The organism is Pseudomonas sp. EA_35y_Pfl2_R111, assembly GCF_963970955.1.
GTDB lineage: Bacteria > Pseudomonadota > Gammaproteobacteria > Pseudomonadales > Pseudomonadaceae > Aquipseudomonas.
Window position 1 is genome coordinate 104100 of sequence record NZ_CAXAOM010000005.1, and the last position, 25191, is coordinate 129290.

The window sequence follows — 25191 nt, forward strand, 5'->3', positions numbered from 1 at the left end:
GGCCTAGACCTGCAGCTCGCGCACCGGGCGGACTTCCACGCAACCGACGCGCGCCGCTGGAATATGCCCAGCAAGTTGAATGGCTTCGTTAAGGTCACGGGCTTCCACCAGATAGAAACCAGCCAACTGTTCCTTGGTTTCGGCGAACGGGCCGTCGATGATCGACAGCTTGCCGCCGCGCATGCGTACCGTGGTGGCAGTCTGTACCGACTCCAGCGCTTCGGCGGCAAGCATGCGGCCGCTATCGGCTACCGACTCGGCATAGGCGAAGCACTCTTCGTCACGCGGGCTGTCGGGCGAGTTGTGCAGCTCATGCTCGTTGCTGTAGACCAGACACAGGTATTTCATGACGTTCTCCGGGGGGTGTGGCGCGGTTACTGACTAATCGAATGGCGCGACGCTGAATCGACAGCGCCATACAAAATATTTTCAGGCCCGACCAACGGTAGCCAAGCTGCGCTTATCCGCCAGGCGGATGGCGGCTTAGGCGGTCGGCAACTCATTCAGGCGCATCTGCAGAAACTGCCGATCCGCGCCTTGCTGGGCCAGCTCAAGCGCCCGCTGATAAGCATCGCGCGCAGGCGCTACACGGCCCAGGCGGCGATTAAGATCAGCGCGAGCGGCATGGGCCAGGTGGTAATCGGCCAGCTCACCACTAGCCAGCAGCGCGTCAATCAACGCCAGCCCGGCCTCGGGGCCGTCATGCATGGCCACCGCCACAGCGCGATTAAGCTCGATCACCGGCGAGGGATTGAGCCGCAGCAAAGCATCGTAGAGCCCGACGATCTGCGCCCAGTCGGTCTGTTCGGCGTGGGCGGCTTCGGCATGCACAGCGGCAATCGCCGCTTGCAGGGTGTAAGGGCCGAAACGCCGCGAATGCAGAGCCTGCAGCACCAGCGCGTCGCCTTCGGCGATCAGCGCACGGTCCCACTGGCGGCGGTCCTGCGCCTCCAGCAGCACCACTTCACCGCTGGCCGAGCTGCGCGCACTGCGCCGCGACTCGTGCAACAGCATCAGCGCCAGCAGGCCCTGCACTTCCGGTTCGGGCAGCAGCTCCAGCAGCAAACGCGCCAGGCGGATGGCCTCATCGGACAGGTGCGCGCGAGTCAGCGAATCGCCGGAGCTGGCGAAATAGCCTTCGTTGAATACCAGGTAAATCACCCGTAGCACGGCGTCCAAACGCTCCGGCAATTCGCTGCGTCCAGGCATTTCATAGGGGATACGTGCATCGCGAATTTTCGCCTTGGCGCGAACGATGCGCTGCGCCAGGGTGGCGGGCGTGGTGAGGAAGGCGCGGGCGATGTCCTCGGTGCCTAGATCGCAGACTTCGCGCAGGGTCAGGGCTACCTGGGCATCGCTGGCCAGCGCCGGGTGGCAGCAGGTGAAGATCAGCCGTAGGCGGTCGTCTTCGAGCGACTCGCCCTCGTCCAGCAGCGCGTCATCGGCCAAGTCAAGGTGGTCATCCAAGGGTTGAAAACGCCGCTGCCGGCGTAGGTTGTCGATGGCTTTGAAGCGGCCCGCCGACACCAGCCAGGCCCGTGGATTGGCCGGCACACCGCTCTGCGGCCACTGCTCCATGGCCGCGCGAAAGGCTTCGTGCAGCGCCTCCTCGGCCAGGTCAAAATCGCCCAGCAGGCGAATCAGGGTAGCCAGCACGCGGCGCGATTCATTGCGGTAGAGCTGCGCCAGCTGGGCCTGCCAGGCCGTATCCATCACGCCTCCCACTAACAGAGTTATGTAGGGTGGATGACGCTGTTTTCATCCACCATCGCGGTTGGTGGATGAAAACAGCGTCGGCTACGCGTCCCGATCCTCCCTACAAAGTTGCAGGCCTTGCAGATAAACATAGGATCTACCGCAATCAGCTTTATGTCAGCTTTTCAGCCGATAACCGGTTTTGAAGATAAAGCCCACGGCCAGAATGCACAGCAGCAGAAAGCCGAGGATCATCGCCAGGCTCAGGCCGACTTTGACGTCGGACACGCCATAGAAACTCCAGCGAAAGGCGCTGATCAGGTACACAACCGGGTTGAACAGCGTCACTGTCTGCCAGGCCGGCGGCAGCATGCTGATTGAGTAGAAAGCGCCGCCGAGAAAGGTCAACGGCGTGACAATCAGCGCCGGCACTACCTGCAGCTTCTCCCAGCCATCGGCCCAGACGCCGATGATGAAGCCGAACAGGCTGAAGGTCAGCGCAGTGAGCACCAGAAACGCCAGCATCCAGAACGGGTGGAGAATCTCGAAATCCACAAACAGCCGCGCGGTGAGCAGGATCACCAAGCCGAGAATGATCGACTTGGTAGCTGCCGCGCCGACATAGCCGACAAGGATTTCCAGGTAGGACACCGGCGCCGACAGCAGCTCGTAGATGCTCCCCGAGTACTTGGGCATATAGATACCGAACGAGGCGTTGGAGATGCTCTCTGTGAGCAGCGCCAGCATGATCAGCCCCGGCACGATAAACGCGCCGTAACTGACGCCCTGTACCTGGGTCATGCTCGAGCCGATGGCTGAGCCGAACACCACAAAATACAGCGATGTGCTGATTACCGGGGTGGCGATGCTCTGCAGGAGGGTGCGCCAGGTGCGCGCCAGTTCGAACAGATAAATGGCCTTGATGGCATAGAAATTCATGCGCGCGACTCCTTGACCAGGCTGACAAAGATTTCTTCCAGCGAGCTTTGGCTGGACTGCAAATCCTTGAAGTCGATGCCGTGCTGGGCCAAATCCTTGAGCAGCTCAGCGATGCCGGTATGTTCGCTTTGCGCATCAAAGGTAAACACCAGGGCATGGCCATCATCAGCCAGCTCCAACGCGTAGCGCGTAAGCTCGGCGGGAATGCTTGCCAACGGTTGCTGCAGTTGCAGGGTCAGTTGTTTCTTGCCGAGCTTGTGCATCAGCGCCTGCTTGTCTTCCACCAGAATGATCCGGCCCTTGCTGATCACCCCAATGCGGTCGGCCATTTCCTCGGCCTCTTCGATGTAATGGGTGGTGAGGATAATGGTCACGCCACGCTCACGCAGACGGCGCACCATGTTCCACATATCGCGGCGCAGCTCCACATCGACGCCGGCGGTAGGTTCGTCGAGAAACAGAATCTGCGGTTCATGGGAGAGCGCCTTGGCGATCATTACCCGGCGCTTCATGCCGCCGGACAGTTCGAAAATCTTCGCGTCACGCTTGTCCCACAGCGACAAATCCTTGAGCAGTTGTTCGAGATAGGCCGCATCGGGCTTCTTGCCGAACAGCCCACGGCTGAATTTCACCGTCGCCCAGACGGTCTCGAACACATCGCTGACCAGCTCCTGCGGAACCAGGCCGATCTGCCCACGGGCGGCGCGGTAGTCCTTGATGATGTCGTGGCCGCCCACCAGCACCTTGCCGGAACCGGGATTGACGATGCCGCAAATAATGCTGATCAGCGTGGTCTTGCCGGCGCCGTTGGGGCCGAGCAAGGCGAATATCTCGCCCTTGCGGATATCCAGGTCGATGTTTTGCAGCGCCGGATGGCCGGATGCGTAGGTCTTGCTCAGTTGCTGAATCGAGATCACCGGTTGCACGGGATGGCCTTGGCTGAAGAATACAAGCGCAGAGTGTATGAAACCTTTGGGGGGGCGAAGCAAGCCCCGCGTGTACGGGTGGCAATGATGCAGTCTGGATAAGCGGCCATTGAGACGAAGCCGCCACGCCAGCATGATGGACCGCATGGACGCTATCCCTGCCATAACCACTCCGGCCGACGCTGCGCTGGCGACATTTCACCCAGCAGTCGCGGCCTGGTTTCGCCAACGCTTCGGCGCGCCGACGCCGGCGCAGATCGAGGCCTGGCCGGCGATTGCCGCCGGCCGTTCGACGCTGGTGGCAGCGCCCACCGGCTCGGGCAAGACGCTGACCGCCTTTCTCGCCGCCATCGACGCCCTGGTGCGCGAAGGGTTGGCCGAGGGCGGCGAGCTGGCCGATCGTTGCAGCGTGCTTTACGTCTCACCGCTCAAGGCGCTGTCCAACGATATCCGCATCAATCTCGAAGAGCCGCTGGCCGGCATCCGTGCCGAGCTGCAACGCCAGGGCCTGGCCGATGTGCAGATCCGCACTGCGGTACGCACCGGCGACACCACCCAGGCTGAGCGCCTGGCGATGCGCAAGCAGGCGCCGCATATCCTGGTGACCACCCCGGAATCGCTCTATGTACTGCTCGGTTCCGAGTCCGGACGCGCGATGCTGGCCGATTGTCGCAGCCTGATCGTCGATGAAATCCACGCCATTGCCGGTAGCAAACGCGGCAGCCACCTGATGCTCAGCCTCGAACGCCTGGAGGCGCTGTGCCAACGGCGCCTGGTACGCATCGGCCTGTCCGCCACGCAAAAACCGCTGGAGGCAGTGGCGCGCTTTCTGCTCGGCAGTCACCAAGCTGACCCCTGCCATATCGTCAATATCGGCTACACCCGCGCCCGTGACCTGGCCATCGAAGTCCCGCCCGTGCCGCTCGATGCGGTAATGAGCAACGAAACCTGGGACAAGGTTTACGAACGCCTGGCCGAACTGGCGCAGCAACACCGCACCACCCTGGTGTTCGTCAACACCCGGCGCCTGGCCGAGCGCGCGAGCCGTCATCTATCCGAGCGCCTGGGCATTGAGGCGGTCGCCGCCCACCATGGTAGCCTGGCCAAGGAGCTGCGCCTGGATGCCGAACAGCGCCTCAAGCGCGGCGAGCTGCGCGTGCTGGTAGCCACCGCTTCGCTGGAGCTGGGCATCGATATCGGCGAAGTCGAACTGGTCTGCCAGCTCGGCTCGCCACGCAGCATCGCCGCGTTTCTGCAGCGGGTCGGCCGCTCCGGCCACAGCGTCGGCGGCACGCCCAAGGGCCGGCTGTTTCCGCAATCGCGCGATGAGCTGATCGAGTGCGCCGCGCTGCTCGACTGCGTGCAACGCGGCGAGCTGGATGCCCTGCAAATTCCCCATGCGCCGCTGGACGTGCTGGCCCAGCAGATAGTCGCCGAGGTGGCCTGCCGCGAGTGGGGCGAGGACGAGCTCTATCAGTTGCTGACCCGCGCTGCGCCCTATAACGACCTGCCCCGCGCCAGCTTCGACGCCTTGTTGAAGATGCTCAGCGAAGGCTATAGCGGCCGCCAGGGCGTACGCGCCGCCTACCTGCATCGCGACGCGGTGAATCGTCGCCTGCGCGGCCGGCGCGCCGCGCGCCTGACAGCTATCACCAGCGGCGGCACCATCCCCGATGCCGGCGATTACAGCGTGCTGCTGGAACCCCAGGGCTTTCAGGTCGGCACGCTCAACGAGGACTTCGCCGTCGAGAGCCTGGCCGGCGACGTGTTCCAACTGGGCAACCAGTCCTACCGCATCCTGCGCGTGGAACCGGGCAAGGTGCGGGTTGAGGACGCCCAGGGCCAGCCGCCGAATATCCCGTTCTGGCTCGGCGAAGCACCGGGGCGCAGCGACGAGCTGTCGGCCGGGGTGGCGCGGCTGCGCGAGCAGATCGAGCAGCGCCTGAGCCACGAAAACCCAATCGAAAACGCCATCACCTGGCTGATGCAAACCATCGGCCTCGACCTATCCGCTGCGCAACAGATAGTCGAATACCTGGCCCGTGCCCGCGCCTCCTTGGGCGGCCTGCCGACCCAGCGGCGGCTGGTGATGGAGCGCTTCTTCGACGAATCCGGCGGCATGCAGCTGATCATCCATTCGCCCTTCGGCAGCCGCCTCAACCGGGCCTGGGGCCTGGCGCTGCGCAAGCGCTTCTGCCGCAGCTTCAACTTCGAACTGCAAGCCGCCGCCACCGAGGACGCGTTGATCCTCTCACTGGCCACCAGCCAAAGCTTTCCGCTGGACGAGGTGTGGCGCTACCTGCATTCCAACAGCGCCGAGCAACTGCTGATTCAGGCCGTGCTGGATGCGCCGCTGTTTGCCGTGCGCTGGCGCTGGAACGCCGGCGTCGCCCTGGCCCTGCCGCGTTTCACCGGTGGCCGCAAGGTGGCGCCGCAGTTGCAACGCATGCGCAGCGAAGACCTGCTGGCCACGGTGTTTCCCGACCAGGTGGCCTGCCTGGAAAATATCGTCTACGAACGCGAAATTCCCGACCATCAGCTGGTGGCGCAGACCCTCGACGACTGCCTGCACCAGGCCATGGACAGCGAAGCCTGGCTGGCCCTGCTGCGACGCATGGAAGCCGGCGATATAGAGCTGATCGCCCGCGACCTGCCGGCGCCCTCGGCGCTGGCTGCGGAAATTCTCAATGCCCGGCCCTACGCCTACCTCGACGACGCTCCAATCGAGGAACGCCGCACCCAGGCGGTACAGAGCCGGCGCTGGAGCGACCCGGCCTCCGGCGACGACCTCGGCGCCCTGGATGCCGAGGCTATAGACGCGGTGCGCCAGGAAGCCTGGCCCGAGGTACGCGACGCCGACGAGATGCACGAAGCCTTGCTCAGCCTCGGCGCCATCACCCAGGCCGAGGCGCAGGCCAATAGCGGCTGGCCTGCGTGGCTGGCGCAGTTGGCCAAAGGCAAACGCGCTACCTGCCTGCATCTGGATGGCGGACCGACGCTATGGCTGGCGGCCGAACGCCTTAACCAATGGCAGGCGCTGCAGCCGCACGCCATGTTCAAACCAACGATCCAGGCGCCGGCCGGCTTCGATGCGGAGTGGCAAGCGGACGCGGCCCTGGTCGAGCTGCTGCGCGCCCGCCTTAGCGGCTTCGGGCCCTTGAGCCTGACGCGAATCGCCGCTGATCTGCGCCAGGATGAATCGGCGATCAATCTCGCCCTGCTCGCCCTGGAGCGCGAAGGCTACGTGCTGCGCGGGCGATTTTCGCCAGGCAGCCTGGAAGAAGAGTGGTGTGAACGTCATCTGTTAGCGCGTATCCATCGCTACACGGTCAAACGCCTGCGCCGCGAAATCGAGCCAGTGGACCGCGCCGACTTTATGCGTTTTCTGTTTGACTGGCAGCGCGTGGCGCCGAGCAACCGGGGGCGCGGCGCCGAAACCCTGGCCGGGATATTGGCCCTGCTGGAAGGTTTCCAGGCGGCCGGCGCTTGGGAAAGCGAAATACTGCCGAGCCGGGTCAGCGATTACGGGATCAACTGGCTCGACGATCTGTGTCGCTCCGGACGGCTGATATGGTGTCGCCTGGCCGGGCGCAACCGCTCCAGCGGCGGCCCGTTGCGCAGCACGCCTATCGTGCTGCTGCCGCGCAAGAGCCTCGGTTTGTGGCGTGCCTGTTTGGGCGAAACGCCAACCGCCGAACCCTCGCCACGCGCCGAACGCCTGCGCCAGGTACTGGCCAACCAGGGCGCGCTGTTCTTCGACGAATTGCAGGACGAAGCGCATCTGCTACGCAGCGAACTGGAGGATTGCCTCGGCGAACTGGTGGCCCTCGGCCTGGCCAATGCCGACAGCTTCGCCGGGCTGCGCTCGCTGCTGTTGCCGGCGGCCAAACGCAACCAACAAAAGCGCCGCGCCCACCGCGCCCTGGCCAATATGCAGGACGCCGGCCGCTGGGCGCTGCTGCGCGGTCGTGGCGAGGAAGCCGAAAACAAACCGAACGCCGAAGCTCTGGAACATATCGCCCGCACGCTGCTGCGCCGCTATGGCGTGGTCTGCTGGCGCCTGCTGGAGCGCGAGGCCGACTGGCTGCCGTCCTGGCGCGAACTCCTACGGGTCTATCAACGTCTGGAAGCACGCGGCGAAATCCGCGGCGGGCGCTTCGTCGCCGGCGTGGTCGGCGAACAATTCGCCCTGCCAGAAGCCGTCGCGCTGTTGCGTGAGGTGCGCAAACGCCCGAGCGACGGCACCTTGATCAGCCTCTCCGCCTGCGACCCGCTGAACCTGCTCGGCACCCTGCTGCCCGGTAACAAGGTGCCGGCCCTGGCCGGCAACCGCCTGCTATACCGCGACGGCGTGCCGGTCGCGAACCTGATCGCCGGCAAGATCCAGCTGCTGCAACAGGCCGACACTTTCACCGCAGGCGAATGGCAAGCCGCGCTGATCCGCCAACCCGGCCTGCCAACGCCCCCGAGTCAGCGCCCCTATCGCGCCGGATCACAGCCCTAAAGCCAACCACGCTCATTGGTAGGTCGGGCTTGCGGCGATTGTCGCGGCGCACACCGCCACGCCCGCCATCGACCGCCGCGCCCTCCTCCGAGCGCCAGCCCACTGCCGCTCGGAGGGCTTTTGCCCGCGTGCATACGTCACCTGATGAGATAGCCGACGCTCATTTATCCCTTGGCCTATGGTAAACAGGCATACCGCCGCAGCGCCGGCGATCTGATATCGAAACGAGGATTTGCGCATGTCCGCCAGACTGTTCCCCATCGGCTTGCTCCTGCTGGTCGCCCTGACCGGCTGCGGTTCCCGCGATACGGCGAGCGAGCAAGCCGCCGAGCCGCCGAGCGAATGCACCGCCGAGGCCGTACAAACCATGCTCGGCCAGTTCGCCTCGGCGGAAACCGTCGAACAGACCCGCCGGCAGGCCGGCGCGGAAAAGGTCCGCGTACTCGCCCCAGGCGACGCCGCCACCATGGATTACAACCCGCAGCGCCTGAATATCGATATCGATGAAAGCGAAGCGATTATTCGTCTGACGTGCGGGTAATGCGGCTCAGTCGTGACAGGTTGTTAGTCCTTAGTAGCGGTAACCACCTGCGGCGATAGTCGCTTGCAACTCGCGGGTCAGTGGCACGTAACGATCACTGCCGGGCAGCCAGGCATACAGCGGATCGCTGCAGCGTTCGAGGTCATAGCCTTGCTCCTTCAATGGGGCTTTCTTGTGCTTGAAGGTTCCGGTGGTTTCCATTGCTGCGCTCAGCCGCAAGAACAGCGGCACGGCGTAGGCCGGCAGCTCCTGGCGCAGGTGGGTTAGCAGCGCCTGAAAATCAAAACCATCCGGCGCGCAGGCCAGACGGATGCAGGCCATACCGGCACGCCCGTTGGTGTTGGGTACTTCGACGCCATAGACCACAGTCTCGCTGACATCGACGACAGCATCGAGCACCGCCTCGACCTGGGTGGTGGAAACGTTCTCGCCCTTCCAGCGGAAGGTGTCTCCCAGGCGGTCGACAAACTGTGCATGGCGAAAGCCCATATCGCGCATCAGGTCGCCCGTGTTGAACCAGGCGTCACCGGGCTCGAACACATCGCGCAGGATGCAGCGTTCGGTGTCACGGGTATTGGTGTAACCATGGAACGGCGATTTGTCGGTGATCTTGCCCAGCAACAGGCCCGCCTCGCCTTTGGCCACACGCTGCAGGTGGCCGTTCTCACGCAGCGGTGCCTCGCGCTCCTGGTCGTAGCGAACAATGGCGTAGGGATAGGGCGAGAAGCCCACGGTGTTGTCGAGATTGAGCAGATTGGTAAAGCCGATATTGCCCTCGCTGGAGGCATACAGCTCAACCACCCGTTCGACCGCGAAACGCTGCTTGAACGCCTGCCAGATGCTCGGACGCAGGCCGTTCCCGACCATCACGCGGATCGGATTGGTGGCGTCGCTGGGGCGTACCGGCTGGTCGAGCAGGTAGCGGCACAGCTCGCCGACATAACCGAAGGCGGTCGCCCGGTGCTGCTCCACTTCATCCCAGAAACGGCTGGCGCTGAACTTGCGCACCATGATCAGCGCCGCCTGGCCGGCCAGTACCGAGCCCCAGCACACCACCATGGCGGTGCCGTGATAGAACGGCAGGCTGACGTACATGCGGTCCTCGCGGCCCAGGCGCACGGCAGCAAAACCGAAGGCACCGTAGCCCTTCATAAAGCGCCCGTGGTTGAACACCACGGCTTTCGGCAACCCGGTGGTGCCTGAGGTGTAGATATAGAAACAGGGGTCGTCGGCGCGTACCGCGCGTTCCAGCAACGGCGCATCGACGGGATAATCGTGCAGCGCGGCGGCCGGGTGCTGCCAGCCGGCCGGCGCCTCACCTGGATCGCGCCAGGTGGGACGGTCGGCAAAGTAATGACAGGCATCGGCCGGCAGCGCCGCTTCAGCGGCGATTTCCGTAAAGGCTTCCCGCAACTCCTCACCCACCAGCACCATGCGCGGCGTTGCCAGGCTGATGCTGTGGGCCAGCACGCGGCCGCGCTGGCTGCTGTTGATCAGTGCGCTGACCGCACCAAGCTTGGCGCAGGCAACGACACCAGCGAGCAGCTCGAAGCGGTTCTCGAACATCAGCGCCACGCTGTCGCCCTGGCGCAAACCCTGGGCACGCAGGTAGTGCGCCAACTGGTTAGCCCAACGGTCAAACTCGGCGTAGCTCAGTTGTTCGTCGCCCTGAATCAGCGCCACGCCATGCGGATTGTCGCGCGCCGCTTCCTCGATACAACTGGCCAGACTGACGGGGTAAGCGCCACGGCTGCGGTTGCCAATATGCAGCCCCTTGACGATAGCGGGCAGATCGACAAGCAAACGAGGCAAGCGGGACAGCAGGCGGGGCAAGGTGATCAGGTCAGCATGACTCATGGTGCAGGACTCCAGGCGGTGCGAAGCACTCGATGTTGTTTGCCGGTCAATCTAGTCGCTCGCTGCTGTGCGTTTAATAGCCAGAGGTTGCATCGCAGTGGCAATTTGTCTCACCGACGGCGCACAATCGAGCACCTCTTGGTTGGAAAAGGACATCCCATGCCACTGGCCCACACACCTAGTGCAACCGCTTCACAGTTGCTTGATCTGTACCTGTCTCTGCAGGGGTTCGACCTGGCCGGCCCGGATGACCTGGACGAATTGGGCGTCGAGCTGGAGCAGTTGAAAAACCTGGAGATGCGCGTGCCGGTGCGCTGGGCCTTGCACCTCTGGCAGCGCGCAGCCAGCCGTGGTGCACGTGCGGAGATCGGCCTGCTCGTTGGCCAGCAGCGCGGCCTGCACACCCGCGGGCCAGTTGCCCATTTGGCCGCACAGAGCGCCACGCTGGGTGAGGCCATTGAACTGTTTCGCCGCTATATCCCAGTGATGAGCGAGGGCGAGCACCTGCGCGTCGAGCCATTGGGCGGGCGGGTGCGTATCCACTTTCTGTTCAACGCGCCGTTGCTCGGCCACCCCGTAGTCAGCGAGCACAGCCTCAGTTCCGCGCTGTGCTGGGCGCGTCAGCTCACGGGGGTGCGACTGATGCCGCAGGCCGTGGGCTTTCGCCATGCACCACTGGCGCCCCCGACGATCTACCGGCAGGTATTCGGGGTGCAGCCACGCTTTGCCGAGCCCTTCGATTACCTCGACCTGCTGGAGAGTGATCTACAGCTAGCAGTGCTGGGGGCCAATGCCTATCTCAAGGACCTGATGCAGCAACGCGTGAGTGCTATGCAGGCTCAATTGCCAACGCAGCACAGCACCCGCTTGCAGGTGCTGCAGTTGATCGAGCAGAACCTGCTCAGCGGAGATCTGTCGGCAGACGGTATAGCGCGGCACCTGACCATCAGCCGGCAAACCCTGCACCGGCACCTGCGTGCAGAAGACTGCTGCTTCTCTGACCTGTTGGCCCAAGTACGTCGCCAACACGCGCTGCAACGGCTGCAGCAGCCCGGCTGCCGGATCGAGGCGCTCAGCCGCGAACTGGGTTTCAGCGAGCCAAGCGCCTTCTACAAAGCCTTCAAAGGCTGGTTTGGCCTGTCACCGAAAGCCTACCAACAACAGGTTGCCGGCGAGTCGACAGATTTAACTAAGGCTCGCAGACCGGGCATACTGGCGCACCTGTAAACCAGTCGGCCGCCCGTTTCCATGCGTATTCACGTCACCTTTATCGATCGCGTTGGCATCACCCAGGAAGTGCTGGCCCTGCTCGGCGGGCGCAATCTCAACCTGGACGCGGTAGAGATGGTGCCGCCGAACGTGTATATCGACGCGCCGACCCTGAGCCCCGCAGTGCTCGATGAGCTGCGCGAGGCGCTGTTCAAGGTCCATGGCGTGCAGGCGGTAACCGTCGTCGACATCCTCCCCGGCCAGCGTCGTCATCTGCAACTCGACGCCCTGCTCGCCGCCATGACCGACCCCGTGCTGGCGGTCGACAGCCAGGGCCGCGTGCTGTTGGCTAACCCGGCGCTGATTGAGCTGTCCGGCCAGCAACCTGATGGGCTGGGCATTGGCGAGCTATTCGCCGACCAGCAGTTGCAAACGGAACTGCTCGACCAGGGCTTCCGCCTGCCGATGCGCGAGGTCACGCTCAAGGGCCAGGCCCTGCTGCTGGATGCGCAACCGATCACCGAAGGCGTCGACGGCGGCGCACGGCATCTGGCCGGCGGTTTGCTTAGCCTGTACGCGCCGAGCCGTATCGGCGAACGCCTGGCGGCGCTGCACCATGACCACGCCGAAGGTTTTGATTCGCTGCTCGGTGATTCCGCGCCGATCCGCAGCCTGAAAACCCGCGCCCAGCGCGTCGCCACCCTGGATGCGCCATTGCTGATACAAGGCGAAACCGGCACCGGCAAGGAACTGGTCGCCCGCGCCTGCCATGCCATCAGCACGCGGCGTACTGCGCCGTTTCTTGCGTTGAACTGCGCGGCCTTGCCGGAGAACCTCGCCGAAAGCGAGCTATTCGGCTACGCCCCCGGCGCTTTTACCGGCGCCCAGCGTGGCGGCAAGCCGGGGCTGCTGGAGCTGGCCAACCAAGGCACGGTGTTTCTCGATGAGATTGGTGAAATGTCGCCTTACCTGCAGGCCAAGCTGCTGCGTTTTTTAAGCGACGGCAGCTTTCGCCGCGTCGGCGGGCAGAGCGAGGTCAAGGTCAATGTGCGCATCCTCAGCGCCACCCACCGCAACCTGGAAAAGATGGTCGGTGAAGGCGCATTCCGTGAGGACCTGTTTTATCGCCTCAACGTGCTTAACCTGGAAGTACCGCCGCTACGCGAACGCGGCCAGGACATCCTGCTGCTGGCGCGGCACTTTATGCAGCAGGCCTGCGCGCAGATCCAGCGCCTGCCCTGCCGCCTGACGCCCGACACCTACCCGGCGCTGCTGGGCAACCGCTGGCCGGGCAACGTGCGCCAGTTGCAAAACGTGATCTTCCGCGCCGCTGCCATCTGCGAAAGCAATCTGGTGCAGATCGATGATCTGGATATCGCCGGCACCGCCGTGGCCGCGCAGCAGGCCGATGGCGAAGTCAGCAGCCTGGAAGCGGCGGTGGACGCCTTCGAAAAGAATCTGCTGGAGAAGCTCTACCCCAGCCACCCTTCGACCCGGCAACTGGCAACCCGCCTGCACACTTCGCACAGCGCGATTGCCATGCGCTTGCGCAAATACGGGATTCCGGGCAAGCCGTAAATACGCCGCTCAGAACGTGCCGTGACGCCCAGTGCCTTCCTTGAAGCGCTGCGCGCCGGCCTGGGTTTCACCACTGGCGACCACCGCCATGCCGCCGACAAATTCATTAGCCATGGCTTCGGCGAACGGCAAGTCCCACTGCGCATAGGCGCTGGCGCGGTCGGCGAGCATGCAACGTTGCGGGAAGCCGGCAATTTCCAAGGCCAGTTGCTGGGCGACGGCCAACGCGCTGCCAGCTGCGACCACCCGATTGACCAGCCCCATGCTTAGCGCCTCTTCGGCCATTACCGGACGCCCCGTCAGAATCAGATCCAGCGCGCGTCCCTGGCCGATAATCCGTGGTAAGCGCACGGTGCCGCCGTCAATCAGCGGCACGCCAAAACGTCGGCAGAACACCCCGAGCACGGCGTTATCGGCCATCACCCGCAGGTCGGCGAGCAGCGCCAGCTCCAGACCGCCGGCTACCGCGTGGCCTTCGATGGCGGCGATCAGCGGTTTGCTTAGCTGCATGCGGCTTGGCCCCATCGGTCCGTCGCCCTCGGTTTCCAGGCGATTGGCACGCTCAGCACCCTCGGCCACCGCGCCCAGATCAGCACCGGCGCAGAAGGTCCCGCCGGCACCCGCCAACACCACCACCCGCGCTTGCTTATCGTCCTCGAAGGCTCGCAGGGCCGCAGCCAGCGCCTCGGCAGTTGGCCGATCGACGGCGTTGCGCACCTGGGCGCGGTTAATGATCAAGGTGGTAACTGGGCCAGTTTTTTCGATGATGACGCTCATGGCGAACTCCTGCGCAGTGTGTTCGATGTAGGAACGTCGGGACGCCCACGCCCATTGCCGCGATGGTCATTTCGCGGGCATGGCCCGCTCCTACAGCTAAAAAGCCGAAGGCCGGCATTTAGCCGGCCTTCACCTTAAAGCCCTGCGCGGTGGAAATCAGCCTGCTGACCGATCTCCCCGCCAGAGTGGCGCAATCAGAGGGCGAACTTCTGCAGGTTGGCCATCATCTCTTTCATCGCCTCGATATTGTCCTTCGGATGAGCTGCGCCTTCGAAGTCGCAGATCTGCGCAAAGTTGGCGGCCACATCCTCCGGGCTGTAGCCTTCACGCGGGTCGAAACCGGCGCCGAGGCTGCGTTCCCAACGCACTTTGCCCATCCAACCACCGCCGACTTCGAACAACCCGGAGGTTTCTTCGCAGGCGCTACTGGCCAGGTACACCACCAGCGGGCTGACTAGCTCGGGCTTGAGCTGCTCGAACACCTGCGGCGGGATCAACCCTTCGGTCATGCGCGTGCCGCCGGTAGGGGCAATGGCGTTCACCAGGATGTTGTTCTTGCGCCCTTCGATGGCCAGGGTACGAGTCAGGCCGTACAGGCCCAGCTTGGCCATGCCGTAGTTGGACTGGCCGAAGTTGCCGTAGATGCCCGAAGTGGATGCGGTGAAGATGATGCGGCCATAACCCTGCTCGCGCATATGCGGCCAGGCGGCGCGGGTGACTTTGTAGGCGCCTTCGACGTGGACTTTGTAAACCAGATCCCAGTCGGCGTCTTCCATCTTGTGGAAGGTCTTGTCGCGCAGGATGCCGGCGTTATTCACCACCACATCAATGCGGCCAAAGTTGCCCAAGGCGCACTGCACGATCTTCTCGCCGTCGGTCACCGAGTCATGGTTGGCCACTGCGGTGCCGCCAGCAGCGCGAATTTCCTCGACCACTTTGTCCGCTGCCGAAGCGTTGGCGCCTTCCCCGTGGGTGCTGCCGCCCAGATCATTGACCACCACCTTGGCACCGTGCTTGGCGAACAGCAGTGCATGGGCACGACCCAGGCCGCCGCCGGCTCCGGTGACAATTACAACCTGATCTTGAAAACGGATGGCGTCGCTCATGCAGCATTCCTCGGCAGATTAACAATGCTCCCGAGTGTCCAGCAGTCGAGCGCTGGTCACAATAGGTACGAGCAGCGCTGAATGGTGCTCGATAAGGTGGCAGGATGATCCTGCCACCCGAGCGCGGTTCACTGACTGGTTACTACTGACCGCCAGTACCAGCGCCGCTACCGGCACCGCTACCCGTACCACTGCCGGTGCCGCTACCACTACCAGTGCTAGTGCTAGTGCTAGTGCCAGTACCAGTGCCGGTACCTGCTCCACCGTTATTGGAGCCGCCGCCATTACCAGGCGCGGTACCCGTGCCGGTGCCGGTGCCGGTGCCACTATCCATACCCGTGCCAGTGCCAGTGCCAGTGCCATTATCCATACCGGTGCCGGTGCCAGTGCCCTGGCCAGGGCTCGTGCCATTAGTATTGGCGTCGGTACCGTTATTTATACCGGTATCGGTATCAGCAGGTGGGATGCTTGGTGGTACCGGCGAGGTTGGTCCAGCCGGGTCGGTAGGTCCGGTCGGTGAGGCACCGCCTGCCACAGCAGGTAAGGCGGAAAACGCCAGCAAGCCACTGAAGATCATTGCGCACAGCTTGGTTTTGTCATTCATCGTTCCATCCTCGTAGTGAGTGCGTACATAAAAACCGACTGTGCGCTGGCTTCGAGGGTTCGATGTTTTTGATCAGTGGTCGCGCAACTCACTCAAGCAGGCATTCAGGCCGGACGGATAAGGCTGAGGTGGTTATACAGATGCAGCACATGGGCCTGGGCATAGTCGGCATGGCTTAGCGCGCCGTAGGCAAAGTGCGGCTGCAGCTCGCCCTGGTAGGCGGCAAAGTCGGCAAAAGCCTGCTGCAAACGGTGCAGTGCCTGGGCTTGGCTGGCCGGCGAGTTTAAGGCCGCGGCACCGGGGATAGCCTCGTTCAGCGGATGGCGCATGGCCCCCCGCGCGGCAAATACGCTAAACGCCAGCGGGCCAACGCTGCTGCGGAACCAGCCGGGCTTGAGTTCGGGGTAACCGCTGATGGAGTACTCGATGCTCTGCGCGCAGTGGTTGAATACCTCGGCCGGGCTCCAGCCCTTGAGGCTAAGTAACGGCTGATCGACCAGGCCAGCCAGCAGCCTCCCGACTGCATCGAGGCTTACCGCAGCTGGCGCGTCTCCACTTGGCAATGCCCAGAAACCCGCGCCCAGCGCCGCCACACCGCCAAGAGCGGCGCCTTTCAGGAGAGTACGTCGTTGCATTCGTTGGCCTCCAGCCGTTCACGGAACTGCACAAAATGCGCGAGCACCTCTGCGGGTGCCTCGGTCTGCGGATAATGACCAATGCCATCCAGCAGCACGGTGTCCGGCTTGACAATCAGCTCACGGTAACGCGCCACCATATGCGCCCCAGAGATTGGGTCGACAGCGCCATCAATCACCCGCATCGGCACAGCAGTGGCCTGCATCGCCGCCACCCAACGCTCGCGCTGCACGCGGCGCTCGGGCATATAGCGAATCAGTCGGTGCATCACCCCTGGGCCGTTGTTGACGGCAATCAGACTCCAGAAATCATCCAGCTCGCTAACGCTTGGCTGGGTCTGCGGACCGAATACCTTGGCAAAGCTGGCTGCCAATTTTTTGCGGCTAAATAGCCGGCCGATCAGCGGGCCGATGGGGCTGAGCAGCAGCTTCTGCACCAGTACCGGACGATGGGTTTCCGGAAACAGCCCACCATTGAGAAATACGCAACTGGCCAGTTGCACGCGACCCTCTTGATGCCGTGCCAGCAGCTCTTGGGCCACGCTGTCGCCATAATCATGGGCCAATACATGCACCGGCTTCGCGATACCCAGATGCACCAACAGCGCCTGCTGCAGGTCGGCCTGTTCCAGCAGGCTATAGGCATGCCCGCGCGGTTTGGCCGAGTCGCCAAAGCCGAGCATATCGCAGGCAATTACCTGATACCGCTCGGCCAAAGCGCTCCATAGGTAGTGCCAATCCCAACTGGCGGTGGGGAAGCCGTGAATCAGCAGCAACGGCTCACCCTGCCCGGCTGTCCAGTAGCGGATGCCATGGCCGTTAAAGCTGAAATCCCGGCCCGCGCTACGCCAATCCGCCAGGGCAATCCCAGGCAACGCGGTCATGCCGCATAACCCGGCATCTGTTGGTCGAGCTTGCGCAGCAGCGCCGGCCACGGCAGTGCGCCGCCCATGCCCTGCGGGCTTTTCATCACCCCGGCGATCATCGCCCGGGCACCGTCGAGAACCTGTTGCGGAATATGGATCAGCTCGGTGCCGCCGCTTTGCGCCATCACCTGAATCTCGCAGGCGCGCTGCAGGGTGAACATGCCGAGGAAGGCATCGGCGATGCTGCCGAAGGCGGTAAGCAGGCCGTGGTTGGGCAGGATCATAAAGTTCTTCTCGCCGAGATCCGCCTGCAGGCGCGACTTCTCATCATGGTTCAACGCCACGCCTTCATAGCCGTGGTAGGCCAGGCTGGCGAGGACGAACAGCGACTGCTGCGACAACGGCAGCAACCCCTGCTTCTGCGCCGACACGGCGATCCCCGCTGGCGTGTGGATATGCAACACGCAACCGACATCGTGACGCACTTCGTGCACCGCGCTGTGGATGGTGTAGCCGGCCGGATTAATGTCGAAGGGGCTGTCCATCAGCTTGTTGCCGGCCAGGTCGATCTTCACCAGGCTGGAGGCGGTGATCTCGTGGAACATCAGGCCGTAGGGGTTGATCAGGAAATCTTCGCTGCCGGGAATCTTCGCCGATATATGGGTGAAAATCAGGTCATCCCAGCCGTACAAGGCGATCAGCCGGTAACAGGCGGCCAGGTCCACGCGGGTCTGCCATTCGGCAGCGGACACCTGATCCTTGAGGCTGACAACAGGCAGTGCATGGGCAACGGTCATGATCGATTCCTCGGCTTTTGTTATTGAAGTGCCAAGGAGTCTAGCGAGGGATGCCGCAAAGGTGAGTCGCTCTGGCGGCCAGCGTGGTGGCCTTGCGAGTCAAACCAGCTCGGGATGCAGCTGCGCAAGCATGGGCCAGTCGCGCTGGGCCTGGGGATCATCACTGAGCAGCTGGAAGCCGGCAAAGTCGAAACCCGGGGTTACCGTGCAACCGACCAGGGTAAACGCCCCGCTGCTGCGTGCCGCCTGCCAGGCATGAGCCGGCACCAAGCGCTGCGGCAGTTGGCCGATGGTCACCGGGCCCAATCGCGCACCACGCACCGCATCCGGCTGCTCAGCTACCAACAGCTCCAGCGGCGCACCTTCATAGAAGTGCCAAAGCTCGTCGGCGTCCACCCGGTGCCAACGGCTAACCGCGCCGGCAGGCAACAGGAAGATAATCGCAGTGCCGCACAGCCGGCCGTTTTCCAGCTGCGCCGACGATTCGTAAAGGCGGCGGTAATAGCCACCTTCCGGATGCGCCTGCAACTGCAGCGCGCTAATCAGTTCCTGCGCGCGCGGGTGCATCAGCCTTGCAGCGCCGCAATAAACGCTGCCAACCAAGGCTCCGCGTCGGTTTCCGGAGTCACGCTTTCGCTGCTGTCCAGCCGCAGCATCGGCTGCACCTCACGGATGCCCAGCTCGGCATACAGCTCGCGCACCAGCTCACCGCCGCCGCAGAAGGTATCGCCATAGCTGGAATCACCCAGGGCAATCACCCCGCCCGGCAGGCCGTTCCAGGCCGGCAGATGATCGCGAATGGCGTAATACAGCGGCTGTAGGTTATCCGGCAATTCACCCATGCCGGTGGTCGAGGTCACCGCCAGAAAAGCCTCGGGAGCAAAGGCCTGAATATCCGCCAGGCTGGCGCGTGGGTTATGCCAGGCCTCAAGGCCGGCGGCGTTGAGTAGACGTTCGGCGTGGCGGGCAACTTCCTCGGCGGTGCCGTACACCGAACCGGAAAGGATGGCGATCTTCATGCAAAACTCCGAAACAGTCAGAACCAAATCAATAAGCTCGGCATTATGCCGCAAGTGGACAGCCCGCCCGGATGTTTTAGAATGCAGCCGACATAGACTGGGAAATCGCCTCATGATCAACGCCAAACTGCTGCAACTGGTGATCAACGCCTCCAACGACGGCATCGTGGTGGCTGAACAGGAAGGTGAGGACAACATCCTGATCTATGCCAATCCCGCCTTTGAGAAGCTCACCGGTTACGCCAGCGAAGACATTCTTTACCAAGATTGCCGCTTTCTGCAGGCCGATGACCGCAATCAGCCGGGCCTGACTGCTATCCGCGAAGCGGTGAAGGCGCACCGTCCGTGCCGGCAGATCATCCGTAACTACCGCAAGGACGGCACGCCGTTCTGGAACGAACTGTCGATCACCCCGGTGGTTAACGATGCTGACCAGTTGACGTACTACATCGGTATCCAGAAGAACGTCACCGAACAAGTTCAGGCCCAGGAGCGGGTGAAGGAATTGGAAGCTGAATTGGCCGAGCTCAAGGCCGAACTGCTGCGTTTGCAGCTGACGACCGGCAGTAACTAATCGCCATAGCAGCGGTCAGAACAGCTTCAAGAGCTCGATATTAGACCGCATCCATGCAAGAACAGGCCCTCCTGACCCAGGCTGAACTGACGTTTATCAGCCAGTTGCACGAACCGGTGACGACGCCGTCGCGCAGCAAGCCGCGCCTGCCAGTAGATATTGGCAAGCAGCTCAGCGAACTGCTGTTGCACTGCACAGCCGATGAACCGCTGAGCCTGCACGCACACATCGCCAATCAGCGCCTGACCTTTGACCTGCACCTTAGCCGGGATGAGCAGAACGCCCCCTGCCTGCAGCTCAGCGCTCCACAGATTTTCGATGAAGGTGAAGTCAATCGCGCCTGGCGCTCGCCACTGGCCGAGCCGTTGCCGCTGCACACGCCAAGCGCGCAGCCCAGTGACCTGTGGATTCACCAGCTGTCGATGAATGGCGCATTGATCGAGCATCGGGCACGACGCAAAGCGCCCAAGCGTTTTCAGCTGGTGCTGCCGGTGGACGAGCATACGGCGATTGCCGTGGCCGGGGTATTCGTACGCGAAACCGAGGACGGCCTATTGGCCTATCAGCTCCACCCCCAAGACCCGCAAAGCGATGAGCAGCTGCGCCAGTTTATCTACCAGCAGCACCTACAGCAGGAACAACGGCTGCATATCGTGCGTTGCTGAAGCGCCCGAGAATGCAGAGCAAATACCGGACAAAAAAAGACCCGCTATCAGGCGGGCCTAAAGTGCAGGACAAATGCCTGCAGCAGGGATAAAAAAATCCGGCGGCCGAAAATGGGCGGTACTGATGGCTACCGGATTGCGCAGTCGTTTCAGGCAGCAAACTCCTCATTACTAAAGGCCATCAGCGTGGCTTTGCCGGCGTTGACCTCCGCCAGCAGGCTGTCGGTTTCAGTCAGAATGCGCGCCACAAAGAAGTCCGCAGACTTCAACTTGGCACCATAAAACAGGGTTTCCGTACTGCCGGCCGCCAGCTTGGCCTTGGCCACCGCAGCCATGCGCGCCCACATCCAGGCCAGGCTGGTCAGCGCAAACAGACGCAAGTAAGGCGTGGCTGCCGCACCAGCCTGCTCGGGATCTTTCAACCCCTCACTGGCGATCCACAGCGTGGCCTGCTGCAACTGCTTGAGCGCTGCACCTACGGCCGCCACATGCTCAGCTTCGGCGTTGGCCTTGAGCCAGCCCTCGACCAGGGCGAAGTAATTGCGCACCGCGCGACCGCCACCCAGGCCCAACTTGCGGCCGACCAGATCAAGCGCCTGAATGCCGTTGGTGCCTTCATAAATGCGGGTAATCCGCGAATCACGCACCAGTTGCTCAATGCCCCAGTCTTCGGTGAAGCCGGAGCCGCCCAGCACCTGCAGGCCTTCGTTGGCGCAGTTGAAGCCTTCATCAGTGAGAAAGGACTTCACTACCGGAGTCAGCAGCTGCACCAGATCATCGGCCTGCTCGCGCACGGCTGGGTCTTCGTGGTCATGGGCAACGTCTTCATGCAAACCGGTGAAATAAGCCAGCGCGCGGCAACCTTCGATCATCACCTTCTGGCGCAGCAACATGCGCCGCACATCCGGGTGCACGATGATCGGATCGGCCGGCTTATCAGCCGCTTTCGGGCCGGACAGCGAGCGGCTTTGCAGGCGTTCCTTAGCGAAGCCCAGGCTGACCTGATAAGCGCTTTCGGCAATGCCGAGGCCCTGCATGCCGACCATCAGGCGCGCCGAGTTCATCATGGTGAACATGCACTTGAGCCCCTTGTTCGGCTCGCCGATCAGCCAGCCCTGGGCGCCTTCGAAGTTCATCACACAGGTGGCCGAGCCCTTGATGCCCATTTTGTGTTCCAGGCCGCCACAGAACGCCGGGTTACGGCTGCCGTCTGCAAGGAACTTGGGCACTAAAAACAGCGAAATCCCCTTCACGCTATCCGGTGCATCGGGCAGCTTGGCCAGCACCAGGTGCATGATGTTGTCGACCAGATCGTGCTCACCGCCGGTGATCCAGATCTTGGTGCCGCTGATGGCATAGCTGCCGTCCGCCTGCGGTATGGCACGGGTGCGGATCAAGCCTAAGTCGGTGCCGCACTGCGGCTCGGTCAGGCACATGGTGCCGGTCCATTCGCCGCTGATCAGTTTCGGCAGATAGCGCTCCTGCAGTTCACGGGCACCGTGAGCGGTCAGCGCATTGATCGCGCCATGGGTCAGACCCGGATACATGCCCAGCGACAAGTTGGCCGAACAGACCATCTCCTCGACCATCATGTTCAGCACATGGGGCAAGCCCTGGCCGCCGAACTCGGGCGTACAGGCCAGAGCGGTCCAGCCACCTTCGGCGAACTGCTGATAAGCGACGCGGAAACCGTCCGGCGCCTTGACCGATTTACTTTCCGGATCGTAATGGCAGCCCTGTTTATCACCAGGGCCATTGAGCGGGGCCAGTACGTTCTCCGCCAATTTGGCAGCTTCTTCCAGAATGGCGCCACCGAGGTCGTCTCCGAACTCGCGCTGACTAGGCAGCGACTGCAAGGTGGCATAAGCGTCGAGCACCTCGTCAAAAACGAAACGCATGTCACGAAGGGGTGCGCGGTATTGAGTCATGTTACGCAGTCCTCAAGCTGTACAAGTGGCTTAATGCTGTACACATATAAATAATGTACAGCTCTTGTATAGCCTAAAGCTCCATATGGCAAGCAATTTTCTGTACAGGCTGTACAACTAATCGGGATCGACAACAAATTGCAGGCATGCGAAAGCGCGGCTGCCATAACGGCGACCGCGCTTATTCAGGCGTACTTAATAGAAGAAATCAGGTATCCAGGTTGCCAGCCAGAAACTGCTGCAGGCGACGCTGCATCAGGCGACCTTCATTGCCCAAACAGGCAATCGGCGAACCACTAAGGCTTTCCTCGGCAAGATCGGCACCATCACCGGCCATCACCAGTGGACAGTCCAGCGCCAGCGCTAGGCGCGAGAGCACCTTGGGCAGGTCATCGCTGGGCGGCTGGTTGGAGAACAGCACCAGCGCCTGGGGCTGCATCTTTTCGCAGATCAGCGTCAGCTCTTCCAGCGGCTGACCCAGCCCCAGCACGCTGACGGCGGTGTCGGCGCTGCTCAGCAGCAACCCGGCGACCAATAGTTCCAGCTCGCGGCAATGGCCCGGCAAGGCTGCCAGCAGCACGCGCTCCTCAACCTGGGCGCGCAACACCTGCAAGCGTTGCAAAGTACGGGCACGCAGGAAAGTATCGAGGAACAGCCATTCGCTGGTCTGGCCATATTCGTCCTGCCGCAGCAGCAGCTCCTGCCACAGCGGCATCAGGATGTCCTGGAACACCACCGGCAGCGGGTAGCTGGAGAAAATCTGACCGTATAGACGATCCAGGCGTAGCTCGTCGAAGGCGCTGATAGCGCGGCGCAGCTGGGCTTGCCACTCGCCCCACTCGCTGGCGCTGACCTCTTCATAGACCGGTGAACTGGCGGATTTGATTGAGCTGCTTTTGGCCAGAATCTTGCCAACCTTGCTCACCGCCACACCGCGCTCGATCCACGCCAGGATGCTGCGCACCGACTCGATATCCACCTGCGAATACAGGCGATGACCACTATCGGTGCGGGTTGGCTGGATCAGCCCATAGCGCCGCTCCCAGGCCCGCAGGGTGACTGGATTGACGCCGGTCAGGCGCGCCACTTCACGAATAGGAAATAACTCTTCCTGCTTGAGAGCATTCGAAACGAGGGATGCAGTACCAACGTGATCGGACATGGGCGCAGGTATCACAGAAAAAATGTTGCGCGCATTGTAACTCAGCTATTTCCGGCATACTTTGTACAAGACCTATACAAAGAGTTAGACCATGAACAAGCAGCCCTGCTGGCCCTTGACCCTTTACTACGATGGCGATTGCCCGTTGTGCGCCCGCGAGATCCAGTTGCTGCGTCAGCGCGCCGACGTGCAGCGTTTGTGCTTGGTCGATATCGGCCTCGATGACTTTCATCTCGAGTCCGTCGGCCACAGCCGAGAAACCCTGCAGAACCGCCTGCATGCCCGCTTCGCTGATGGTCAATGGGTCACCGGCCTGGACGCCACGCTATGGAGCTGGCGCGCCGCCGGCCTTGAGCGCTGGGCAGTGCCACTGACCTGGCCGGCATTTCGGCCTCTGCTGGAACTCGGTTACCAACTATTCTGCCGGCTACGCCCGCACCTCGATTGGCTGCCCCACCCGGATGCCAGTCGGCGCTGCAGAAACGCTGCGTGCATTGTCAGCAAAAAACCGCAATAAGCCATCAGCGCAGCTTGATCCACAGGCCTGGATCAGGTTCAAGCAACGCAGGACGACCGATAATTTCATCGTGGCTTTCCGGCTGCAGCAACAGCATCTGCTGCACGCCGCAGCGCCGTAAACACGCCTTGAGCAATGCCAACCCAGGCCATAGCGGGCGCCCCGACGCATACTCCAGCGTGCGCACGCTGCCAGCCTTGCTGACCACCCGCACCTTGTAGCCACAGCAGCGCAGGGTGAGCACCTCGACATGGCGCACCCGCCCACACAGCACTGCGATGCTTAACTGCCACGGCTTCATAACGGCATATACCTGTACAAGAAAAACAATCTTGTACACGATAAAAACAATTTTATTCAGCCCGAACGTGCAAAAAATACCGATACAGCTCAATGAAATAGGCTAAACGGTAGGTAATAGACCAGTACCCGCACAGGGCGCATGGTTGTACAAAGACCAGTGCTGGTATAACTTTACCTCTGGTTCAGTTGAGGCCGCGTCTTCCTGGTCAGGTAACCCGGCGCAGCGTCGCTGAACCCACCCTTTTCTTTCTGCCGAGTCGAGCATGAGCGTCAGCGCCGCCCCCATCCTGATAACCGGAGCTAGCCAGCGCATCGGCCTGTATTGTGCCGAGCGCCTGCTGGATGACGGCCACCAAGTAATCGTCACCTACCGCAGCGAACGCGACGGCATTGATGCGCTCAGGCAACGCGGCGCCCTGGCCCTGCATGCGGACTTCGCCAGTGAAGCCGGCATCCTGGCGTTTATCGAACTGCTCAAGAGCCATACCGACAGCCTGCGCGCCATCGTGCACAACGCCTCCGACTGGCTGATAGAAGCGCCGGGCGAAGAGGCCGCAGCCTTTCAGCAGCTGTTTAGCGTGCACATGCTCGCGCCCTATCTGATCAACCTGCATTGCCAGCCCCTACTGGCGCGCTCAACGCCCGCCGATATCGTGCATATCAGCGATGACGTGGCGCGCAAGGGCAGCGCCAAGCGCCCGGCCTACAGCGCCAGCAAGGCCGGACTGGACAGCCTGACGCTGTCGTTTGCCGCACGCTTCGCCCCGCAGATCAAGGTCAACGGTATCGCCCCGGCGCTGATCATGTTCAACCCGGACGACGACGCCGATTACCGCCGCAAAACCCTGAATAAATCGGCACTGGGCATCGAACCCGGGCCTCAAGTGATCTACCAAAGCCTGCGCTACCTGCTCGACAACCCCTACGTCACCGGTACCACACTGACTGTCAACGGCGGCCGCCATCTCAAATGAGCCTGGTCGCGAGGA

The 25191-nt window shown here is 62.6% G+C and carries 24 protein-coding genes; 8 read left to right on the top strand and 16 right to left on the bottom strand.

The features are described 5' to 3' along the window. Nucleotides 1-3 precede the first annotated feature (3 nt). The 4 genes from AACY25_RS18125 to AACY25_RS18140 all read right to left on the bottom strand — a co-directional run bounded on the left by AACY25_RS18125 (nucleotide 4) and on the right by AACY25_RS18140 (nucleotide 3560). A complete protein-coding gene (locus tag AACY25_RS18125; RefSeq protein WP_339526467.1) occupies nucleotides 4-348 on the bottom strand; it encodes a YciI family protein in 345 nt (114 codons plus the stop codon). Nucleotides 349-483: 135 nt separating this feature from the next. Beyond that, entirely contained in the window at nucleotides 484-1713 is a 1230-nt protein-coding gene (locus AACY25_RS18130) for an RNA polymerase sigma factor (RefSeq protein WP_339526469.1), read from the bottom strand. Nucleotides 1714-1872: 159 nt separating this feature from the next. Next, nucleotides 1873-2634, bottom strand: coding sequence for an ABC transporter permease (locus AACY25_RS18135; RefSeq protein ID WP_339412381.1), 762 nt, complete (start codon nucleotides 2632-2634; stop codon nucleotides 1873-1875). Next, nucleotides 2631-3560 carry an ABC transporter ATP-binding protein gene (locus AACY25_RS18140; RefSeq protein ID WP_339526471.1) on the bottom strand — a complete coding sequence of 310 codons (930 nt, stop codon included), beginning with the start codon at nucleotides 3558-3560 and terminating at the stop codon, nucleotides 2631-2633. The genes AACY25_RS18135 and AACY25_RS18140 overlap by 4 nt, the downstream gene beginning before the upstream one ends. Before the next feature lie 145 nt (nucleotides 3561-3705). On the opposite strand from AACY25_RS18140, the gene AACY25_RS18145 reads away from it, so the two are divergent. After that, a complete protein-coding gene (locus tag AACY25_RS18145; protein ID WP_339526473.1) occupies nucleotides 3706-8064 on the top strand; it encodes a DEAD/DEAH box helicase in 4359 nt (1452 codons plus the stop codon). 238 nt (nucleotides 8065-8302) lie between these two features. Beyond that, nucleotides 8303-8605: an I78 family peptidase inhibitor gene (locus tag AACY25_RS18150; protein WP_339526475.1), complete on the top strand. Its 303-nt coding sequence runs from the start codon at nucleotides 8303-8305 to the stop codon at nucleotides 8603-8605. A 30-nt stretch (nucleotides 8606-8635) separates the two neighbouring features. Here AACY25_RS18150 and AACY25_RS18155 read toward each other — a convergent pair whose 3' ends face one another. Continuing rightward, nucleotides 8636-10462, bottom strand: a complete 1827-nt coding sequence (locus AACY25_RS18155) for a long-chain-acyl-CoA synthetase (protein ID WP_339526477.1) — start codon at nucleotides 10460-10462, stop codon at nucleotides 8636-8638. 159 nt (nucleotides 10463-10621) lie between these two features. Between AACY25_RS18155 and AACY25_RS18160 the strand changes: the two genes are divergently transcribed. Further along, nucleotides 10622-11689, top strand: coding sequence for an AraC family transcriptional regulator (locus AACY25_RS18160; RefSeq protein ID WP_339526479.1), 1068 nt, complete (start codon nucleotides 10622-10624; stop codon nucleotides 11687-11689). 21 nt (nucleotides 11690-11710) lie between these two features. Next, nucleotides 11711-13249 (top strand): sigma-54-dependent transcriptional regulator, encoded by a 1539-nt coding sequence (locus AACY25_RS18165; protein WP_339526480.1) that lies wholly within the window; start codon nucleotides 11711-11713, stop codon nucleotides 13247-13249. A gap of 9 nt (nucleotides 13250-13258) precedes the next feature. Here the strand turns inward: AACY25_RS18165 and AACY25_RS18170 are convergent, their stop codons facing one another. From AACY25_RS18170 to AACY25_RS18205, 8 genes are all read right to left on the bottom strand, one after another. Then, nucleotides 13259-14026, bottom strand: coding sequence for a crotonase/enoyl-CoA hydratase family protein (locus AACY25_RS18170; RefSeq protein WP_339412388.1), 768 nt, complete (start codon nucleotides 14024-14026; stop codon nucleotides 13259-13261). 194 nt (nucleotides 14027-14220) lie between these two features. Further along, a complete protein-coding gene (locus AACY25_RS18175; protein WP_339526482.1) occupies nucleotides 14221-15132 on the bottom strand; it encodes an SDR family oxidoreductase in 912 nt (303 codons plus the stop codon). A 142-nt stretch (nucleotides 15133-15274) separates the two neighbouring features. Continuing rightward, nucleotides 15275-15736, bottom strand: coding sequence for a hypothetical protein (locus tag AACY25_RS18180; RefSeq protein WP_339526484.1), 462 nt, complete (start codon nucleotides 15734-15736; stop codon nucleotides 15275-15277). Between the two features lie 104 nt (nucleotides 15737-15840). Continuing rightward, on the bottom strand, nucleotides 15841-16371 hold the full coding sequence (locus AACY25_RS18185) for a DUF1569 domain-containing protein (protein ID WP_339526486.1): 531 nt from the start codon (nucleotides 16369-16371) through the stop codon (nucleotides 15841-15843). After that, entirely contained in the window at nucleotides 16350-17255 is a 906-nt protein-coding gene (locus AACY25_RS18190; protein ID WP_339526488.1) for an alpha/beta fold hydrolase, read from the bottom strand. Before AACY25_RS18190 ends, AACY25_RS18185 begins: the two co-directional genes overlap by 22 nt. After that, nucleotides 17252-18034 (bottom strand): class II aldolase/adducin family protein, encoded by a 783-nt coding sequence (locus AACY25_RS18195; protein WP_339526490.1) that lies wholly within the window; start codon nucleotides 18032-18034, stop codon nucleotides 17252-17254. Before AACY25_RS18195 ends, AACY25_RS18190 begins: the two co-directional genes overlap by 4 nt. Nucleotides 18035-18133: 99 nt before the next feature. Next, nucleotides 18134-18601, bottom strand: a complete 468-nt coding sequence (locus tag AACY25_RS18200) for a cupin domain-containing protein (RefSeq protein ID WP_339412397.1) — start codon at nucleotides 18599-18601, stop codon at nucleotides 18134-18136. Next, nucleotides 18601-19053, bottom strand: a complete 453-nt coding sequence (locus tag AACY25_RS18205; protein ID WP_339526492.1) for a flavodoxin — start codon at nucleotides 19051-19053, stop codon at nucleotides 18601-18603. Before AACY25_RS18205 ends, AACY25_RS18200 begins: the two co-directional genes overlap by 1 nt. 112 nt (nucleotides 19054-19165) lie before the next feature. On the opposite strand from AACY25_RS18205, the gene AACY25_RS18210 reads away from it, so the two are divergent. Together AACY25_RS18210 and AACY25_RS18215 are read left to right on the top strand one after the other, a co-directional pair. Continuing rightward, entirely contained in the window at nucleotides 19166-19627 is a 462-nt protein-coding gene (locus tag AACY25_RS18210) for a PAS domain-containing protein (protein ID WP_339412401.1), read from the top strand. Nucleotides 19628-19680: 53 nt separating this feature from the next. After that, complete coding sequence (locus AACY25_RS18215; RefSeq protein ID WP_339526494.1) at nucleotides 19681-20292, top strand: hypothetical protein; 612 nt, start codon at nucleotides 19681-19683, stop codon at nucleotides 20290-20292. 149 nt (nucleotides 20293-20441) lie between these two features. On the opposite strand, the gene AACY25_RS18220 is transcribed toward AACY25_RS18215, so the two are convergent. Together AACY25_RS18220 and AACY25_RS18225 are read right to left on the bottom strand one after the other, a co-directional pair. Further along, nucleotides 20442-22220: an acyl-CoA dehydrogenase C-terminal domain-containing protein gene (locus tag AACY25_RS18220; protein ID WP_339526496.1), complete on the bottom strand. Its 1779-nt coding sequence runs from the start codon at nucleotides 22218-22220 to the stop codon at nucleotides 20442-20444. 208 nt (nucleotides 22221-22428) lie between these two features. After that, nucleotides 22429-23382 carry a MerR family transcriptional regulator gene (locus tag AACY25_RS18225; RefSeq protein ID WP_339526498.1) on the bottom strand — a complete coding sequence of 318 codons (954 nt, stop codon included), beginning with the start codon at nucleotides 23380-23382 and terminating at the stop codon, nucleotides 22429-22431. A gap of 91 nt (nucleotides 23383-23473) precedes the next feature. On the opposite strand from AACY25_RS18225, the gene AACY25_RS18230 reads away from it, so the two are divergent. Further along, nucleotides 23474-23899 carry a thiol-disulfide oxidoreductase DCC family protein gene (locus AACY25_RS18230; RefSeq protein WP_339526500.1) on the top strand — a complete coding sequence of 142 codons (426 nt, stop codon included), beginning with the start codon at nucleotides 23474-23476 and terminating at the stop codon, nucleotides 23897-23899. Nucleotides 23900-23903: 4 nt separating this feature from the next. Here AACY25_RS18230 and AACY25_RS18235 read toward each other — a convergent pair whose 3' ends face one another. Further along, the gene (locus AACY25_RS18235) at nucleotides 23904-24200 is read right to left on the bottom strand and encodes a hypothetical protein (RefSeq protein WP_339412410.1); all 297 of its coding nucleotides are present in this window, start codon (nucleotides 24198-24200) and stop codon (nucleotides 23904-23906) included. Nucleotides 24201-24465: 265 nt separating this feature from the next. Between AACY25_RS18235 and folM the strand changes: the two genes are divergently transcribed. Continuing rightward, entirely contained in the window at nucleotides 24466-25176 is a 711-nt protein-coding gene (gene folM, locus AACY25_RS18240; protein WP_339526502.1) for a dihydromonapterin reductase, read from the top strand. Nucleotides 25177-25191 lie beyond the last annotated feature (15 nt).